The following is a 17583-nucleotide window of genomic DNA, read 5'->3' on the forward strand; positions in this document are numbered from 1 at the left end:
AAGGGCACCGATCCGACGACGAGCGATCACTGGGTCTCCGTTGCGTTCGAGTGTGCGCCACCGCGTTCGTCGATGCGCGCCACCTTGTAATACACGACCGCGCCGATCCAGACAACGAAAAACGTGCCGACGACGAGTTGGCCCGCGAGGTTGAGGTCGATGACGGCCAGTGCGTCCCACAGGCCACCGGTCAGCTCGAACTGCTCGGCAAGCAGCGTCAGCAGCTGGACCGTCCCGATCACCAACGCAACGAAGACCGACAGGCCCGTCATCGTCATGTTGTAGTAGATCTTGCGGACCGGAGTGACGAACGCCCAGCCGTACGCCTTGGACATGAAGATGCCGTCGATCGTGTCCATCGTGGTCATGCCCGCGGCGAACAGGACCGGAAGCGCGATGATCGCCATCGGTGGGAGTCCGCCGGCGATAGCGGTGGTGCCGGCGATCGCGAGTAGACCGACCTGAGTCGCGGTGTCGAAACCGAGTCCGAACAGTAAGCCGAGCGGGTACATCTGCCACGAGTGGTTGATCATCTTGTCGTAGCGGCCCCGGAACAGTCGATTCATCAAGCCACGCTTGGCCAACAGCTCGTCGAGCCCGGCCTCGGTGACGTCACCTCGTTTTGCGCGCCGCCAGACTCCGACGATGCCGGCGAGGACCGCGATGTTCAGCGCGGCGATAAGGTACAGGAAGGTTCCGGACACCAACGTGCCGATGATGCCGCCGACCCCGGCGAACGCGTCCTGAAACGCCGTCGCCTGCGACGCGACGAAGGCAATCGCGGCGACGAAGACGAACACGACGGTCGAATGCCCGAGCGAGAAGAACAGCCCGACGGCCAACGGCCGCTTGCCCTTCTGCAGCAGAAAGCGGGTGGTGTCGTCGATGGCGGCGATGTGATCGGCGTCGAACGCATGCCTGAGACCGAGGGTGTACGCCAGTACACCGGCTCCGGCGTAGACGAGAGTGCCGTCGGCTCCGGTGAGGCCGTGAATGCTCGGAATCGAGTCGTAGTGGGTGAACAGGCCCCAACCGATCACATGCAGAGCGGCGATGAAGCCGGCCATCGCCAGCAGTCGCGGCACCTCGTCACGAGTGAATCGACTCTGCCGTCGGCCGATCTCGACGGGCGAAAGTTGGGTCGTCATGTCGATCATTGTCTCCGATAACGACGATTTGCTCTTCCTGTGCGCGGCGCAGAGGTGACCTCAGCGCCCACTATTCGTATCTGCAGGCGGAATCCCGCTTACGTAGTCGAATTGTGGGCGCTGAGGTCAGTGCAATACCCCCAATGCCGCCAATGCCATTGCTCGAAGCACCGGTCGAGCATTGCGCGACGGCGTGCGGCCCGCGCTGTAGGGCGTGGAGTTGATGAGTCCGAACACCGCGTGCGCCGTGGTGCGCGCATCGGCCTCGTTCAATTCCGGGTCGACGGCACACAACGTCGACACCCACAGCTCCACGTACTCGCGCTGCATGCGGCGCACCTTGCGTCGCGCACCCTCAGGGAGGCTCTGCAGGTCGCGATCCTGAATCCGAATGAAAGCCGGTGTCTCGAAGGCGAAGTCGAGGTGGAAATCGACCAGGGCCGACACCGTCTCCTCATCGACCTTCCGCGAGCCGACCACCTCGCGACCGCCGTCGAGCAGATACTCCGAGATTCCGACCATCAGTTCGACGAGCACCGCCTCCTTGTTCGGGAAGTGGCGATAGACGGCCGGTCCACTGATGCCGACGGCAGCACCCAGATCCTCGAGCCGCACCGACGCGAACCCGCGTTCGGCGAACAGCGATGCCGCGGCATCGAGCAGTTGCTGCCGACGTTCGGCTTTGCGTTGCTCACGCACCGTGGCCGGCTTGACCTCGATCTCCTGCACTGCCACCCCCTCGAACCTGGACTCTCGGTTAATCGTAGTTTACTATCATGTCAGTTATCAACCATTAACTGAACCCTGTGTGACACCGACGTCCAACCCCTGAAGGCGTGCATCTCATGGCGATCGATACCGCTGCCAACCGCGCAGATCATCAGCTACTCACGCAGCAGCTCTCCCAGAAGCTCGCCGTGGCAGCACTCGGAGGTAGCGGGAAGTCCCGGGAACGGCACATCGCCCGCGGCAAGCTGCTCCCCCGCGACCGCGTCGACGAACTCCTGGATCCGGGTAGCCCGTTCCTCGAGATCGCACCGCTGGCTGCCAACGGCCTGTACGACGACGAGTGCCCCGGGGCAGGCGTGATCGCAGGCATCGGTCGCGTGGCCGGTCGAGAGTGCATCATCATTGCCAACGACGCCACCGTCAAAGGCGGCACGTACTACCCGATGACGGTGAAGAAGCATCTGCGCGCGCAGGAGATCGCCCTGCAGAACACACTGCCGTGCATCTACCTCGTCGACTCCGGTGGCGCATTCCTGCCGCGTCAGGACGAGGTATTTCCTGACCGCGACCACTTCGGACGCATCTTCTTCAACCAGGCGACGATGAGCGCCAAGGGAATTGCGCAGATCGCCGCCGTGATGGGCTCCTGCACCGCGGGCGGGGCATACGTGCCTGCAATGAGCGACGAGGCCATCATCGTCAAGAATCAGGGAACCATCTTCCTCGGCGGCCCGCCCCTGGTGAAAGCTGCGACCGGCGAGGTCGTCACCGCCGAGGAACTCGGTGGCGGAGACCTGCACTCGAAGGTCTCCGGAGTCACCGACCATCTGGCAGACGACGACCGCGACGCATTGCGCCGCGTCCGGAAGATCGTCTCCACCCTCGGGCCCCGCACGCCGCGGCCATGGGATGTCGTTCCCACCCGAGACCCGATCGTCGACCAGAGCGAGATCTACGACGTAGTCCCCACCGACCCACGCACCCCGTACGACGTGCGAGAGGTGATCACCCGGGTGGTCGACGCAGGCGAATTCGACGAGTTCAAAGCCGAATACGGCAAGACACTCGTCACCGGATTCGCCCGCCTCCACGGCCATCCCGTCGGGATCATCGCCAACAACGGTGTGCTGTTCGCCGAATCTGCGATGAAGGGCGCGCATTTCATCGAACTCTGCGACAAGCGCAGCATCCCACTGGTGTTCTTGCAGAACATCACCGGCTTCATGGTCGGCCGAGACTACGAAGCCGGCGGCATCGCCAAGCACGGCGCGAAGATGGTCACCGCAGTGGCCTGCGCCCGCGTTCCGAAGATCACCGTCGTCATCGGCGGCTCGTACGGTGCAGGCAACTACTCCATGTGCGGCAGAGCGTATTCCCCGCGTTTCCTGTTCACGTGGCCGAACGCGCGAATCTCGGTGATGGGCGGCGAACAGGCCGCGTCCGTCCTTGCCACCGTCCGAGGTGACCAATTGGATGCGTCGGGTAATCCGTGGTCGGAGCAAGACCAGGAGGCCTTCAAAGCTCCGATTCGTGACCAGTACGAAAGTCAGGGCAACCCCTACTATTCGACGGCCCGGCTGTGGGATGACGGCATCATCGACCCCGCCGACACCAGAACTGTTCTTGGACTGGCACTCTCGGCGTGCGCCAATGCGCCGCTCGAGCCGGTCTCCTACGGCGTTTTCCGGATGTGAGAGAGATGACCACGATGTTGGACACCATTCTGATCGCCAACCGCGGTGAGATCGCGGTACGCGTCGCTCGAACGTTGCGCCGCATGGGCATTCGGACCGTCGCCGTCTACAGCGATGCGGACGCCGACGCCCGGCACGTCCGCGAGGCCGATACCGCGGTACGACTCGGCCCCGCCAGCGCACGCGAGAGCTACCTCGACATCGACAAGGTGATCGCCGCCGCGAAAGCCACCGGCGCACAGGGAATTCACCCCGGCTACGGATTCCTCTCGGAGAACCCCCACTTCGCTGCGGCCTGCGCCGAAGCCGGAATCGCCTTCCTCGGGCCGCCGGAGAAGGCCATCGAGGTGATGGGCGACAAGATCGCCGCCAAGGCCGCGGTCAGCGCCTTCGGCGTCCCGGTTGTACCCGGCATCTCGCGACCGGGACTGTCCGACGACGACCTCGTCGCCGGTGCACCCGACGTCGGATTCCCGGTCCTGGTCAAACCGTCCGCGGGTGGCGGCGGCAAGGGCATGCGTCTGGTCGAGCGCGCCGAGGATCTGCCTGCCGCGCTGGCCAGTGCCCGCCGCGAGGCGGCCTCCTCGTTCGGCGACGACACGCTGTTCCTCGAGCGATTCGTGCTGCGGCCCCGGCACATCGAGGTGCAGATCCTCGCCGACGGTCACGGCAACGTCATCCACCTCGGTGAGCGTGAATGCAGCCTGCAGCGACGCCATCAGAAGGTCATCGAAGAAGCGCCGTCCCCACTGCTCGACGCGCAGACCCGAGCGCGTATCGGCGAGGCTGCCTGCAACACCGCTCGCAGCGTCGACTACTCCGGTGCCGGCACCGTCGAGTTCATCGTCTCCGCCGACCACCCCGACGACTTCTTCTTCATGGAGATGAACACTCGACTCCAGGTGGAACACCCGGTGACCGAGATGGTCACCGGCATCGACCTCGTGGAGTGGCAGGTCAGGATCGCCGCCGGCGAGCCACTCACGCTGAGTCAGCACGATATTCGACTGACCGGACACGCCATCGAAGCCCGCGTCTACGCCGAGGATCCCGGCCGCGAGTTCCTCCCGACCGGCGGCACCGTCGTCGGGTTGCGCGAGCCCACCGGCACGGGCATCCGCGTCGACTCCGGTCTCGCCATCGGCACCGAGGTGGGCAGCAATTACGACCCCATGCTCTCGAAGGTCATCGCGCACGGCCCCGATCGGACTACAGCGCTGCGCAGCCTGGATCGTGCGCTGGCCGATACCTCGGTACTCGGCGTCGTCACCAACATCGAGTTCGCTCGATTCCTGCTCGCCGACACCGAGGTCCGTGCCGGCAATCTCGACACCGGCCTACTGGACCGCTGCGTCGAGGATTTCGTTGCCGCCGACGCCCCCGACGAGGCGATGATCGCCGCAGCCACCGTCGCCTGGCTCGATACGTGGCAGGAGGCGGGCCAGGACATCTGGGCAACGCCGTCGGGCTGGCGGGTGGGAGCGCACGCACCGTTCCAGCTCCGGCTGACATCCGGCACTCGGACCGCGCACGTGTCCATCACCGGGACCCTCGATGCGGCGACGGTCGTCGTCGACGACGAAGAACCGCGCCGACTGCGGGCCTCCGCTACCGAGGATTCCATCGACCTCGTACTCGACGATCGACGCGAGTCGATGACCGTAGCCCGAAACGAATCGTCCACCTGGGTATCCAGCTCACGCGGCACCTGGAGAATCGATCGAATCGCCGAACCCAATGTGCGCGAGGACGACACGCAGTCCGGCGACGCAGAGATCCTCTCGCCGATGCCGGGTTCGATCATCGCGATCGGAACGACCTCCGGCAGCGCCGTCACCGCAGGCACGGCCATCGTCGTCGTCGAGGCGATGAAGATGGAACACACTTTGACCACGCCCATCGACGGCACCGTCGAACTCACAGTCGCAGTAGGAGATCAGGTCCGCGTCGACCAGGTCCTCGCCCGCATCGTTCCCACCGACACCGAAGAGGACAAGTCATGACCGAACATCTGTCGTCGTCCAATCTGCCCGACGAATACCAGCAACTGGTCAAATCCGTGGCGGACTTCACCCGCACCGTCGTCGCGCCGGTCTCGGCGAAACACGATGCCGAGCACTCCTTTCCGTACGAGGTGGTCGCAGGGATGGCCGAGATGGGCCTCTTCGGTCTGCCCTTCCCCGAGGAGTACGGCGGCATGGGCGGCGACTACTTCGCCCTGTGCCTGGCACTCGAAGAGCTCGGCAAGGTCGACCAGAGCGTCGCGATGACGCTCGAGGCAGGCGTCTCGCTCGGTGCCATGCCCGTCTACCGTTTCGGCAACGACGAGCAGAAGCAGCAGTGGCTACCCAAGCTCACCGCGGGCAAAGCTCTCGCGGCCTTCGGGTTGACCGAGCCGGGTGCCGGTAGCGACGCGGGCGGCACCAAGACCACCGCCAAGCGCGACGGCGGTGACTGGATCATCAACGGCAGCAAGCAGTTCATCACCAACTCCGGAACCGACATCACCGAACTGGTGACCGTCACCGCTGTGACCGGCGTCGACCAGACAACAGGACGCAAGCAGATTTCGTCGATCCTCGTGCCCACCGACACTCCCGGGTTCGTGGCCGAAGCGGCGTACAACAAGGTCGGCTGGAATGCCTCGGACACACACCCGCTCAGCTTCACCGATGTACGAGTCCCGCAGGAGAACCTGCTCGGCCAGGAAGGCCGCGGGTACGCGAACTTCCTGCACATCCTCGACGAGGGCCGGATCGCGATCGCTGCCGTATCGGTCGGTGCGGCTCAGGGTTGCGTCGACGAGAGCGTCAAGTACGCCAAGGAGCGCGAGGCGTTCGGCGCTCCGATTGCCCGCAATCAGGCGATCTCGTTCAAGATCGCCCGCATGGAGGCACGCGCACACACCGCACGGACGGCGTATTACGACGCGGCGGCACTGATGTTGGCGGGCAAGCCGTTCAAGAAGGCCGCGTCCATCGCCAAGCTCGTGGCCTCCGAGGCTGCGATGGACAACGCCCGCGACGCGACGCAGATTCACGGCGGCTACGGATTCATGAACGAATACGTTGTCGCCCGTCACTACCGCGACAGCAAGATCCTCGAAATCGGTGAAGGCACCACCGAGGTTCAGCTGATGCTCATCGCCCGGAGCTTGGGGCTATGAGCGACAAGCGCATTCGGCAACGCGGCCTGTGGTTCGAGGAGATGGAGCTCGGTACCGTCTACGAACATCGCCCCGGCCGCACCATCACCGAGGCCGACAACACATCGTTCACCACACAGACGATGAACACCCAGGCCCTGCATCTCGATGCCGCCTACAGTGAGACAACATCTTTCGGTCAACGGCTGGTGAATTCGATGTTCACCGTGTCCACCCTCGTCGGATTGTCGGTGACGCAGCTGACCCAGGGCACGATTGTCGCCAACCTCGGCTTCTCCGAGGTCTCCTTCCCGAAGCCGCTGTTTCACGGCGACACCCTCTACGCGGAGACGGTGATCTCGGACAAGCGCGAATCCAAGTCCCGCCCCGGCGAGGGAATCGTGACGTTCACCCACACCGGTCGAAATCAGCACGGTGACGTCGTAGCGATTGCCGTCCGCAAGACTCTCGTCCGGATGCGGCCCGAGGACGACGCGTCGTGACCTGGATTCCCCCTGGCCCGGCGTGGCTGTTCTGTCCCGCTGATCGACCCGAGCGATACGAGAAGGCAGCGGCCCGAGCCGATGTCGTCATTCTGGATCTCGAGGACGCTGTCGGTGCCGCGGACAAAGCCGGCGCTCGCGAGTCCGTGGTGTCGACACCGCTGGACCCGTCGCGCACCATCGTTCGAGTCAACGCGCACGGCACCGAAGACCAGGCTGCCGACCTCGACGCGTTGCAGCGCACCGAGTACACGACCGTCATGTTGCCCAAATGTGAATCTGCCGGTCAGATAACAGCTTTGGAACCGCTGAATGTCGTCGTACTGATCGAATCTCCGCTCGGCGCGATGACGGTCTTCGACGCACTCGCAGCCGACAATGCCATCGGTGCCATGTGGGGTGCCGAGGATCTGGTCGCTGCGATGGGCGGGAATTCGAGTCGACTGAGCGACGGCCGCTACCGCGATGTCGCACAGCATGTTCGATCGCAGACCTTGCTGGCCGCCAAGGCGCGGGGACTGTTCGCGTTGGATTCGGTCTACCTCGACATCCCCGATCTCGACGGGGTGCGCGCCGAGGCCGACGACGCTGTAGCCGTGGGCTTCGACGGCAAAGTGGCCATCCACCCCAGCCACATCCCCGTCATTCGCGAGGCCTATGCGCCCACGGTCGGGGAAATCGATTGGGCCACAGCCGTACTCGACGCCGTCGAGCACAATCGCGGGGTGTTCGCCTTCCGAGGTCAGATGGTGGACGCACCGGTGCTGGCCCATGCTCGACGCATCGTCGCCCGCCGACCGATGTAGTTGCAGACGCCGATTAACGGCAGGCGCTGTACGGTGGCTGTACGAGCATCGGCACGGAAGGCGCAGCAATGACGGCGAAGGACCCCGCTCTGACGGCGCTGGCCCAGAACTGGCTGGCGTTGTCGGTCCTGCACGGTCGCATCGAGAGCCGCATCGAGAAAGCTCTGCAGGCCGGCCACAACCTCAGCGCTCGCGAGTATTGGCTGCTCGACGTCCTGGCACGTCAGCACGACGGGGTGGGCGGACACCTGCAGATGAAGCAGGTGGCCGACGCCGTCGTCCTGAGCCAGAGTGCAACGACCCGTCTGGTCACCCGCCTCGAGGACCGCGGGCTGCTCACCCGTTACCTCTGCCCCACCGACCGCCGCGGCATCTACACCGACGTCAGCGACGAAGGCCTGGCTCTGCTCGAGTCAGCGCGGCCGACCAACGACGCGGCCCTGCGTGAGGCCCTCGACGAAGCAGCAAGCGAACCGGATCTCGTCCCCCTCGTCGACGCCGTCCGCCGATCCGAGAACTGACGTCAATCCAGCTGTTCTACGACCGTCCGAGTCGTGTCGGCGACAAGGGCGTTCATGGCCGGTGAGTCCTCCGCACCCGACGTCGTAGCACTGAGGACGACGAGCAGAATCTTCTGACCTTCGGGTCCGAGCATGAGGCCCGCGTCGTTGGAGACACCGTAGCTACCGGTTCCGGTCTTGTCGGCCGACGTCCACTGCGGGGGAATGCCCGCGCGGAAGCGGGCCGTGGAGGTTTGTGTGCCCGCCATCCAGTCCAGCAACTGCTGTCGTGATGCCCGTGTCAGTACGTCGCCGTCGAGCAGGGTCCGATAGCCGGCGGCCATCGAATTCGGAGCTGTGGTGTCCCGAGGGTCGTCCGGGATGGCCGTGTTCAACTCCGGCTCGATGCGATCGAGGCGGAATTCGGTGTCGCCGAGCGATCGCGCGAAGTCGGTGAGCGCCGCTGTGCCACCTGCTTCACGTATCAGCAGATTGCCGGATGTGTTGTCGCTCTTCGTCAACGCTGCGGAGGCGAGATCTGCGATGGTGACGACCGAGCCGGGTGCCCAATCGACGGCCGACTCGGGCACCTTGTCCTCTGCGGCGATTGTTCTGGTGTCGGTCAGCTGCAGCCTGCCTGCGTCGACGGCAGCGAGTACGGCACCGACGGCGTACACCTTGAACGTCGAGCAGAACGCGAAACGTTCGTCACCGCGATAACTCTGGATGGATCCGGACGTGAGATCGAGTGCGCTGACGCCGAGCCGAGCGCTGTCCCTCGCCTCGAGCTGAGAATATGGCTGTTCGGCCATGGCCTGATCGGTCGTGGTCCGAGATGTACTCGCTGCGGATTGCGGTGGCTCGGTAGTGGTCGTCGAGGAGCACGCGACGCCTGCCGTCAACGTTGCCGCCGCGATCACGGTGATCAGTCGGGTGGATGTCGAGGTACGCATGGGGTCATGCGATCACAGAACCGTCGGTACGTAGCTACTGGCCCCACGCCCTTTCATTCCGCTTTCGGCCCAGCAGCTGTTCGCGGGCTCGAGCGCCTGGTTGCGAAAGCCGACCACGCGGGTGCGTGGAACCTTCAGCTCCATTATCGTTACTTCTGGTACGTAACGGAGGCCTCAATCGACCTCGAACGAGCCGCCCGGACGACAACAATCAGGAGGCACTTCATGAACGCCACCACACGCGCGATATTGAGCCCGGTCGTCGGCGCCATCGTCGCGCTGGCAATTCTCTGGGGCGTCGGCGGAGACATCCCGCTCTGGCGAGCCGCATCGATGGTTCTGGTCGGTGCGGGCGTCGTCTTCGGACTGAATTTCGCCTGGGAAGCCAATCCCTGGACCGAGAATCCCACAAGCGACGAGCACGAGCAGGTCATTGCCCGATAGAGGAACACTGCGGGAGGATCACTTGGCTTTCGACGGTGCCTCCCGCACTGCAACCGCCTGAGTAAAGCTTGGATTTCCCACGCTCACGGCCGTGCGTTCACTGCGCGGTCCACGTCGGATCGCGTTTCTGCAGGAATGCGGTGATTCCTTCGACGACGTCCTGCGTGGTGGTGAGTCGATCCAATTCCTGACGGTTCTGTGCCCACGAATCTTTCTCGTGCGCGATGGCACCGTCGGTGATGCGTCGGGCGAGACGCTTGGATGCGCGCACCGCCAGCGGAGCGCCTTCCGCACAGAGCCGAGCAAGTTCGAGCGCGGTGTCGAGGACCTCGGTCGGGGCTACAACTCTGTTGACCAATCCCCACCGTGCGGCTTCCTGCGCGGAGATCGGCTGTCCGGTCAAGATCATCTCCAGGGCAATGTGTTCCGGCACCGCGGACATCAGCCGAAAAGCGCCACCTGCACCGGCGATGAGACCACGCCGGATCTCGGGCAGGCCGAACACTGCCGTGTCCGACGCGACGACCATGTCCGAGACCAGAGCTATCTCGGTTCCTCCTCCCATCGCCGACCCGTTCACGGCCGCGATGACCGGGACCGAGATCGGGTGTTGGACAATGCCGGCGAACCCCCAGTGCTCGGTCTCGGGCGGGGTCACCGCGCCGGGCCCTCCGGTGCCGAGGGCCTTCAGATCGGCACCGCCACAGAAAGTCGCCGATCCCGCGCCGGTCAGGACGATGGCTCGGATGTCTCGATCTGCCTCGGCGGACTCCCACGCCTCCCCGAGCAACGTGTGCGCGCGGGCGTCGATGCTGTTGGCAGCTCGCGGTCGGTTGATGGTGACGACGAGTACGTGACCTTCCCGCCTGGTCAGTACGACAGGTTCTGCGCTAGCTGCTTCGGACACGAATGTTCCCCTCGATGGTGTCGACAGTGACTGTGGTCCCGATGATTTCGCGTGCCGGGTCGGTTCGATACAGAGACAGCGCGCGGGCGCTGACCGTGTCCCCGGGTGCCGTCTGTGCGGCGACGCGTCGCCCGCGTTCGTCTCTCGCGACGAGGAACGCCTGGTTCGGTTCCTGCTGCCGAGAATGCTCGACGGACACTGTCTCCACCACGAGAGTCCCGTCCTGTACAGGTGCACGAGGCGGTGAATCCGGCGTCAGCACTGCGGGTTCGGGATTTCCGACGTAGCCCAGTGGGTGCTGGTCGCTACCGAGCAGCACCGAGTGGTGATACGTCATATAGCCACCGTTCGTGTGCACCAGTGCGCAGTTCTTGCCGCCGCGAATCTCGCGGACGGATGCGGTGATCGAATGCAGCGAATGACTGCTGAGGGGGCCACCGAAGGACGAATGACCACCGGTCACACTGGGTACCAATGATTTCGGCGTTCCGAGGTGACGGGAGGCGAGGGTTGGCACGATCGGGAAACAGCTGTACACGTCGACCACGTCGAGTTGTTCGACTCCGATCTCTGCGGCGCGCAAGGCTCGGTCCATCGCATCCTCCATCGCTGGAGACCGGCCGAAATCGCTGCGGTCGAGAATGTCGACCGAATCCTCGGCACCCGCACCACCCCAGACGAACACGATGTCGCCCTTGGGGACACCGCGTTCTCGGGCTTCGGCCAAGCTGGTCACCACGATGCACGCTGCCTGGTCGACGAAGGGCATGGCGTTCATCGACAACGGATACGGCTCGCACACGATGCGGTTCTTCGGCGACGGCGTGCCGATGTCGGCAGCCGTCCGCACTCGCCCGTTCCACGAGTACGGGTTCTTCTGGGCGACAACCGAAAACTCCGCATACAGGTCGCTGCACTCGGCCAGTCGAGACTCCGGATCCAGTCCGGCCTCGAATCTGAAGCGGCTCTCGAACAAGGGATAGATCCGAACCGGAGTGATCAGTCCGGCGTCTTGCATTGCGGCACTTCCGAGTTGATCGAGGTCGAAGGTGGGCGGACCTCCCGGGTCCACGCTCCATCCCCCATCCCGCACGGGCTCTCGCCCGGCCTTGACCAAGGCACCCATCGAGGCCTGCGCTTCACCGCCCGCGATCACCGCTACCGTCGACTCCCCGGACGCAATGCGCGAGGCTGCGCGATCGAGAAGGCGCGCGGGCCACTGACCACCGATCGGCGCGTCGAACACATCTGTGGGGGTGGCACCGAATCTACGGGCCAGCGCAGCGGCGGGACTGGCGTAAGCCCAGCTGGCGATGTGGCAGAACGTGATGCTGTCCGCTCTGCGAATCCACGGCTCCGACGTCGGCGAATCCCGGAGTGACTCGGTGGCAGCGCGCGTGATCAGTTCCATGGGTTCGACGCCCATGGGTTCTCCACGGCCGCTTGTCTCACCGATAGCCACGATCACCGGAACACGTCTCGGATCCACCGTCGACGCCTCGTGGCGTACAGAACTCATGAACGGGAACCTATTACAGACACAGATTGTCCGCAATGCCGGGTAGGTGCCACAATCCCTGGGTGACCGACAAAACCAGGAGCCGACGGGGCAGGCCGCGTGATCCCGATCTGGAGGACCGCGTCTACGACGCAGTGCTCGAGGTCTACTGGGAGAAAGGCTGGTCCGGTTTCACGCTCGACGCCGTCGCCCGCCGCGCGTCCGTCGGCAGGGCGGCGCTCTACCGACGCTGGGAATCGAAGGGGGCCTTGGTCGTCGATGCGCTGGAGGCGCGAAGTCCGCTCGCGACACCGATCGACCTCGGCAGCCTGCGGGCGGATCTCGTCGAATTGGCGGTGCAGCTTTTGCAGGGCTACCGAGGAACGGCCGGTCTCGTCAGCCTGCGCGTCGCCCTCGATGCGCGGGTGCACCCCGACCTACTCGGGCACATGATCGACACACTCAACCGAAGCCGGCTGGTTGCGGCCCGGCTGATCGTGCACCGAGCCCAGAAACGGGGCGAATTACCCGAGTCGGCCGATACCACCAGGATTCTCGAACTGGTAACCGGAGCGGTTCTCAGCCACGTCATCTTCTCGCATCACACCGATGCCGATCGAGGCGAAACCGAGGACCGCGTCTACGCAGAAAGTCTGGTCGATGCTGTGCTCGGTGGTGTGTAGCTCCGGTCGTGCGCGTTTTGCGCGCCTCCAGGTACGCAAAACGCGCACGAGGGAAGCTGCTCAGAACGCGTGGGCACCGACCAGAGCCGGCATCGGCACCACGAAGAGGTCTGCGGTGGCGATGCGTCGCACTGCGCGGTGCAGGGTGACCGACTGCAGTAACCCGTTGGCGTCCACCGTGTAGTCGACCTCGAGCACTCCCGCGGCGGTACCGATTCGGATGGTTCCCGGACGGCCGGACCCTGCGTTGGCAGTGACGACCCCACCGATGACCGTCGCCGCTGCGGCCACGGCCACCGCGGAGGTCAGTCCGATCGCCGGGTGCGGGGCCATCATCGAGAGCATGCGTACCGAGATGTCGTAGTCGGCGGAGGCAACGTGCTCACCCGTCGTCGTCACGTACTCCCGCGGCGGGCCGACGATCCCGACCTTCGGAATGGCATGCGAGACAGGTTCTTCGGGCTTGCTGAGCCCCATCCGCAGAGCGGCCTGTCGCCGTAGCGCGATGAGGGTGGGGACGTGAGCGGCGACGACGTCGTTCGTCTCCGACCCGGTCAGCCCGAAATCGGCGGCGTCGAACAATGCGGCGGGTGCGCCCGCTCGAACGAACGTTCCGCGGAACTCGTTGCCGCCGAATGCGACTCGATCGACCTCTGCGCCGGTGGGAAGCATCGTCACTCGATCCGAGGCCGGATCGGTGAAGGTCAACCCCACCGGGACGCCGAGTGCCGTGGTGCCGGGGACGGACGCGTCACCCTCGGCAGGAATGCGTCCGCCGGGGGTCGCGATCTCCGCCGCCAGAATCGCGCCGGTGTTCTCGTTGCGCATCCGGACCACGGTGACGTGGTCGTCCACGGCGACGAGACCGGTCTGCACGGCGTAGAGGCCGATCGCCGTCGCACAGTTTCCGCAGTTGCTGCCCCACTCCACGGTGCGGTTCTCGATGGCAACCTGAGCGAACAGGTAGTCGACGTCGATACCGGCTGCGCTGGAGCGTCGCACGATGGCGGCCTTGGAGGTGGTGGAGCTGCCGCCCCCGACCCCGTCGAGCTGACGCGGGTCACCCGAACCGAAGGCCGCGGTCAGGATGTTGTCGAGACCGCCGGCGTCGGCGATGTACGGGTCGATGTCGACCGCGTTGAACAGCCAGCACTTGCTGGTGCCTCCACGCATCCACGTTCCACGAAGAGTGAACATCTGGTGTGCCTTCCGATCAGGATCCGATGCTTCCACCCTGCGACAGAGGATGGTCAAGCACAATTACGAAATATGTTCAGTCCGTGCAGCAGCGCTTAACGTGCTCGCCTCGGTCAGAACAGCTCGGGCACGACCACCAGGATCAACCAGCACAGGGCCGGCGCGATGGCGACGACGATTCCTGCATTGAGCAGCAGCTGACGGTAGAAGCGCGGGCGCTCGATGTTCTGAGCGTTGGCCAGCACCAGCGCACCGTTGGTCGAGAAGGGCGAGACGTCGACGACGGTGGCCGAGATGGCCAGAGCAGCGACGACTCCGACGACCGGCAGTGCACCGGTTCCCAGCAGCGGCATGGCCAGCGGGATGACGGCGGCCAGAAGGGCGGTTGAGGACGCGAACGCCGAGGTGATGCCGATGACGTAGCAGAGCACGATGGCCACGATGATCGGAGCGCCGATGGTGATCGCCATTTCGGCCAGGTGATCGATGGTGCCCACTTCTTGCAGGATCGAGATGTAGGTGACCATGCCGGCGACCAACAGAACCGTCGACCAACTGATGTCTGCGATCGCCTCGTTCTGCTTCTTCAAATCCGTGAACGCCAGGACCGCTCCGGCTCCGATGGCGATGAAGCTGATCGGCAAGTGCAGTACGAGAACGAGTACCAGGAGTGCGCCGATGAGGAAGAGCGTGAGCTTCTGGACGAACGTGACCGGGGCCGGGGCGTCGACCAGGGTGGTAGTGGTCGGACGAGTGAGCACCTGGGTGCTGCCGCCTGCCGAGCTGCCGCCGCCGGTACCGCCGCCGGTGGGGACGGACGTCTTGACCGGCGTTCCGCCGACGGGGCCACTGCCGGGAGCGGGGTCGGTGGACCCCGTTGCGGTGTACTCGAAGCCCTTCATGCGGGCCAGGGCCGCGTAGCCGACAACCGTCAGCACCGAGAGCAGCAGGTTGATGCCGTAGCTGGCGAAGAACAGCGTCCACGGGTTCAGGGCGAGGCCGTTGTTCTCGACGATGTCGCGAACCAGGACACCGGAGACGGAGATCGGGGAGAACGCGCCTGCATGGGCACCGTTGATGACCATGATGCCCATGACCAGCGGGCTCATGCCGGTTCGAGCTGCGAATGCCATGGCTGCAGGCACGATGAGCGCCACCGCGGCGGGGCTGAAGGTACCGAGTGCAGTCAGGACCGAGGCGACGAAGAAGAACACCCACGGAACCACCGTCACTCGACCGTGCACCGCTCGGATGCAGCTGTTGACCAGAAGATCGATGGTGCCGTTGCGTTTGGCCATGCCGAAGAAGTAGGTGACTCCGACGATGGTCAACACGATCGAGCTGGGGAACTCGTTCAGAATTTCCTTGTCGTCGAATCCCAGCGCGAAGTATCCGACCACGAAGGCACCGATGAAGCCGAGGATGCCGATGTTGATCGGAAAGAAGGTTGCGATCACGAACATCGCAACCAATGCGATGAGCGGGAGGATCTCGATGGAGGTCATGGGCGTCTTTCAGGTGGCTGGTAGGTGCTCGGTTACATCCGCACTCGAACGTTGTCCCAGTCACATGATTGACGTCCGCCTTTTAGGACAATATCGTTTTGCTACCTGGCCGTTTAGCTCAGCTGAAAGATAGACGTATGAACCACACCTTCGACGTCGTGACGTTGTTTCTTCTTCTCGACATCGCCGAGGCCGGATCGCTGACGGCCGGTGCCGAGCGGGCGAACATGACCCCCTCCGCGGCGTCGCAGCGCATCAGCAAACTCGAACACGGCATCAAACAACCGGTGTTGACCCGCCTGCCACGCGGCGTACAACTCACCGAAGCCGGCGAAATCCTCACCAGCCGCGCCCGCTTGTTCAGACGGGAGATGCGCGCCGCGAGCGGCGACCTCGAAGCGATCCGAGGGCTCGAACGCGGTTCGGTCCGCCTCGGCTCGTTTCCCACGGTCAGCGCGTCGCTGCTCTCCGACGCGTTGAAGGACTACCACTCGCGGTGGCCCGGCGTCGACGTCCGCGTGCGATCGGCGGTCCGCCCACAGTTGCTCGACATGCTGCATTCGAGCGAAATCGACCTGGCGCTGCTGTGGAGCTACGCCTGGACGGAAGAGGCCGAACGATCGCTGTCCCTCGAGCCGCTGATGGAAGACCCGACCGTGCTGCTGCTGCCGATCGACGACGATCGGGTGCAGCACGATGTATCGCTGCACGATCTTCGTGACGCGCGATGGATCATCCGCAGCAACGACCACCCGGCTGCCGAAGTTCTCTATCGCAGTTGTCGCGTAGCAGGATTCGAGCCCGACGTCGTCTACGAGGCACACGACTACCAGGAGATCGAGGCCATGGTGGCTGCCGGTGTCGGAATCGCAATGGTGCCCGGGTTGTCGGTGATTCACCATCGACCCGACGTCACCACCATCGACTTCCCCGACACGGATCGGGTGCCGACGCGCGTCATTTACATCGCGTCACTCGCCAGGCGTCAGTACACCCCGGCGATGTATGCCATCTCGACCGCGCTGCGCGGTGCCGCCGAGCGCATCGCGGCGGCGACTACAACAGTTCCCTGATCGCGTTCTCGAAGCCGGTGACGTGTTCGAGGGTCAGTTCGGCAGCGGTATCGGCGTCGCCGTCGATGATCGCCTGAAGCAACACGACGTGCTCACGGACATGGCCGGCCACGTTCGGCAGTCGGTCGAGAAACAGGCACCAGATGCGCGTGGCGTGCGCGTCGAGGCTGACCAGAATGTCTTCGAGGTGAGGATTGCCCGACGCCCGATAGATCTCTCGATGCACCGCAACATCTTTGCGCAGCACCTCGCGTGAATCGTCGGTGTCGTCGATGCTCGCGATGGAGGCCGCGAGCTCGGCCAGCCGGTCTCGAGCCGCCCGTGTCGCGGTCCGCGCCGCACGAGCCGAGGCCGCCGGCTCGAGCTGCTTGCGGATCTCCGAGATGTTGGCCAGGTCGGTCATGTCGACGGCGGTCGCGAAGGTTCCGCGTCGGGGATACGCGACGACGAGGCGCTCACGTTCGAGTCGTTTCAGACCCTCACGAATCGGTGTGCGCCCCAGCCCCAATTGCTCGGCCAGGCGGTCGTCGTTGATCGGTTCACCGGGACGAATTTCAAGCATGATCAGCTGCTCACGCACTATTTCGTAGGCTCGATCGGCATTGGTTCCGACAAACTGCGTTGCATCCATCACCGGCTGAATTTCGATCGTCATCTTGTCTGCTCACTCCCGGTCGACGCCCCGCCCTTGACGGCTCTGCTTTGTGATCTTACTCTATTGGCATCTTGATATATCAGTTCCAGATCATTGATCTTCCAGAAGGGCGGCCATCTTGACGCAGGACTTCGCACCGACGG

At 64.5% G+C, this 17583-nt stretch carries 17 protein-coding genes; 9 read left to right on the plus strand and 8 right to left on the minus strand.

All coding sequences use genetic code 11. The features are described 5' to 3' along the window. Positions 1-26 precede the first annotated feature (26 nt). Together AB0P23_RS08535 and AB0P23_RS08540 are read right to left on the minus strand one after the other, a co-directional pair. On the minus strand, positions 27-1148 hold the full coding sequence (locus tag AB0P23_RS08535) for a HoxN/HupN/NixA family nickel/cobalt transporter (protein ID WP_051365299.1): 1122 nt from the start codon (positions 1146-1148) through the stop codon (positions 27-29). A gap of 126 nt (positions 1149-1274) precedes the next feature. Beyond that, positions 1275-1883: a TetR/AcrR family transcriptional regulator gene (locus tag AB0P23_RS08540; protein WP_027494714.1), complete on the minus strand. Its 609-nt coding sequence runs from the start codon at positions 1881-1883 to the stop codon at positions 1275-1277. Positions 1884-1993: 110 nt separating this feature from the next. Between AB0P23_RS08540 and AB0P23_RS08545 the strand changes: the two genes are divergently transcribed. The 6 genes from AB0P23_RS08545 to AB0P23_RS08570 all read left to right on the plus strand — a co-directional run bounded on the left by AB0P23_RS08545 (position 1994) and on the right by AB0P23_RS08570 (position 8546). Further along, on the plus strand, positions 1994-3571 hold the full coding sequence (locus tag AB0P23_RS08545; RefSeq protein ID WP_363797261.1) for a carboxyl transferase domain-containing protein: 1578 nt from the start codon (positions 1994-1996) through the stop codon (positions 3569-3571). A gap of 5 nt (positions 3572-3576) precedes the next feature. Beyond that, positions 3577-5574, plus strand: a complete 1998-nt coding sequence (locus AB0P23_RS08550) for an acetyl/propionyl/methylcrotonyl-CoA carboxylase subunit alpha (protein WP_363797263.1) — start codon at positions 3577-3579, stop codon at positions 5572-5574. Next, positions 5571-6737 carry an acyl-CoA dehydrogenase family protein gene (locus tag AB0P23_RS08555; protein WP_283541761.1) on the plus strand — a complete coding sequence of 389 codons (1167 nt, stop codon included), beginning with the start codon at positions 5571-5573 and terminating at the stop codon, positions 6735-6737. Before AB0P23_RS08550 ends, AB0P23_RS08555 begins: the two co-directional genes overlap by 4 nt. After that, a complete protein-coding gene (locus tag AB0P23_RS08560; protein ID WP_027494718.1) occupies positions 6734-7219 on the plus strand; it encodes a MaoC family dehydratase in 486 nt (161 codons plus the stop codon). The genes AB0P23_RS08555 and AB0P23_RS08560 overlap by 4 nt, the downstream gene beginning before the upstream one ends. Next, a complete protein-coding gene (locus tag AB0P23_RS08565) occupies positions 7216-8025 on the plus strand; it encodes a CoA ester lyase (RefSeq protein ID WP_222058894.1) in 810 nt (269 codons plus the stop codon). Before AB0P23_RS08560 ends, AB0P23_RS08565 begins: the two co-directional genes overlap by 4 nt. A 68-nt stretch (positions 8026-8093) precedes the next feature. Continuing rightward, on the plus strand, positions 8094-8546 hold the full coding sequence (locus AB0P23_RS08570) for a MarR family transcriptional regulator (RefSeq protein ID WP_222089626.1): 453 nt from the start codon (positions 8094-8096) through the stop codon (positions 8544-8546). A 2-nt stretch (positions 8547-8548) separates the two neighbouring features. Here AB0P23_RS08570 and bla read toward each other — a convergent pair whose 3' ends face one another. Further along, the gene (gene bla, locus AB0P23_RS08575; protein WP_363797265.1) at positions 8549-9478 is read right to left on the minus strand and encodes a class A beta-lactamase; all 930 of its coding nucleotides are present in this window, start codon (positions 9476-9478) and stop codon (positions 8549-8551) included. Positions 9479-9703: 225 nt separating this feature from the next. Between bla and AB0P23_RS08580 the strand changes: the two genes are divergently transcribed. Next, a complete protein-coding gene (locus AB0P23_RS08580) occupies positions 9704-9922 on the plus strand; it encodes a hypothetical protein (protein ID WP_363797267.1) in 219 nt (72 codons plus the stop codon). 97 nt (positions 9923-10019) lie between these two features. Here AB0P23_RS08580 and AB0P23_RS08585 read toward each other — a convergent pair whose 3' ends face one another. Next, entirely contained in the window at positions 10020-10829 is an 810-nt protein-coding gene (locus AB0P23_RS08585; protein WP_222060757.1) for an enoyl-CoA hydratase-related protein, read from the minus strand. Further along, the gene (locus AB0P23_RS08590) at positions 10813-12348 is read right to left on the minus strand and encodes an acetyl-CoA acetyltransferase (RefSeq protein ID WP_363797269.1); all 1536 of its coding nucleotides are present in this window, start codon (positions 12346-12348) and stop codon (positions 10813-10815) included. Before AB0P23_RS08590 ends, AB0P23_RS08585 begins: the two co-directional genes overlap by 17 nt. A gap of 62 nt (positions 12349-12410) precedes the next feature. On the opposite strand from AB0P23_RS08590, the gene AB0P23_RS08595 reads away from it, so the two are divergent. After that, positions 12411-13010: a TetR/AcrR family transcriptional regulator gene (locus AB0P23_RS08595; protein ID WP_363797271.1), complete on the plus strand. Its 600-nt coding sequence runs from the start codon at positions 12411-12413 to the stop codon at positions 13008-13010. Positions 13011-13070: 60 nt separating this feature from the next. On the opposite strand, the gene AB0P23_RS08600 is transcribed toward AB0P23_RS08595, so the two are convergent. Beyond that, positions 13071-14207, minus strand: a complete 1137-nt coding sequence (locus AB0P23_RS08600) for a PrpF domain-containing protein (protein WP_032373649.1) — start codon at positions 14205-14207, stop codon at positions 13071-13073. Between the two features lie 113 nt (positions 14208-14320). Then, positions 14321-15712 (minus strand): SLC13 family permease, encoded by a 1392-nt coding sequence (locus tag AB0P23_RS08605; protein WP_032373557.1) that lies wholly within the window; start codon positions 15710-15712, stop codon positions 14321-14323. 137 nt (positions 15713-15849) lie between these two features. Here AB0P23_RS08605 and AB0P23_RS08610 point away from each other — a divergent pair, with 137 nt between their 5' ends. Next, the gene (locus tag AB0P23_RS08610) at positions 15850-16785 is read left to right on the plus strand and encodes a LysR family transcriptional regulator (protein WP_032367892.1); all 936 of its coding nucleotides are present in this window, start codon (positions 15850-15852) and stop codon (positions 16783-16785) included. On the opposite strand, the gene AB0P23_RS08615 is transcribed toward AB0P23_RS08610, so the two are convergent. Beyond that, positions 16769-17440, minus strand: coding sequence for a GntR family transcriptional regulator (locus tag AB0P23_RS08615; RefSeq protein ID WP_027494729.1), 672 nt, complete (start codon positions 17438-17440; stop codon positions 16769-16771). The genes AB0P23_RS08610 and AB0P23_RS08615 overlap by 17 nt on opposite strands. Positions 17441-17583 lie beyond the last annotated feature (143 nt).

The sequence above is a fragment of the Rhodococcus sp. NPDC077669 genome, from assembly GCF_040686915.1.
Lineage (GTDB): Bacteria > Actinomycetota > Actinomycetes > Mycobacteriales > Mycobacteriaceae > Rhodococcoides > Rhodococcoides fascians.

Coding starts and splice junctions, on each gene's coding strand:
- AB0P23_RS08535 (WP_051365299.1), bottom strand. CDS start 1,148: ATGACGACCCAACTTTCGCCCGTCGAGATCGGCCGACGGCAGAGTCGA.
- AB0P23_RS08545 (WP_363797261.1), top strand. CDS start 1,994: ATGGCGATCGATACCGCTGCCAACCGCGCAGATCATCAGCTACTCACG.
- AB0P23_RS08550 (WP_363797263.1), top strand. CDS start 3,577: ATGACCACGATGTTGGACACCATTCTGATCGCCAACCGCGGTGAGATC.
- AB0P23_RS08555 (WP_283541761.1), top strand. CDS start 5,571: ATGACCGAACATCTGTCGTCGTCCAATCTGCCCGACGAATACCAGCAA.
- AB0P23_RS08560 (WP_027494718.1), top strand. CDS start 6,734: ATGAGCGACAAGCGCATTCGGCAACGCGGCCTGTGGTTCGAGGAGATG.
- AB0P23_RS08570 (WP_222089626.1), top strand. CDS start 8,094: ATGACGGCGAAGGACCCCGCTCTGACGGCGCTGGCCCAGAACTGGCTG.
- bla (WP_363797265.1), bottom strand. CDS start 9,478: ATGCGTACCTCGACATCCACCCGACTGATCACCGTGATCGCGGCGGCA.
- AB0P23_RS08580 (WP_363797267.1), top strand. CDS start 9,704: ATGAACGCCACCACACGCGCGATATTGAGCCCGGTCGTCGGCGCCATC.
- AB0P23_RS08590 (WP_363797269.1), bottom strand. CDS start 12,348: ATGAGTTCTGTACGCCACGAGGCGTCGACGGTGGATCCGAGACGTGTT.
- AB0P23_RS08600 (WP_032373649.1), bottom strand. CDS start 14,207: ATGTTCACTCTTCGTGGAACGTGGATGCGTGGAGGCACCAGCAAGTGC.
- AB0P23_RS08605 (WP_032373557.1), bottom strand. CDS start 15,712: ATGACCTCCATCGAGATCCTCCCGCTCATCGCATTGGTTGCGATGTTC.
- AB0P23_RS08610 (WP_032367892.1), top strand. CDS start 15,850: ATGAACCACACCTTCGACGTCGTGACGTTGTTTCTTCTTCTCGACATC.
- AB0P23_RS08615 (WP_027494729.1), bottom strand. CDS start 17,440: ATGACGATCGAAATTCAGCCGGTGATGGATGCAACGCAGTTTGTCGGA.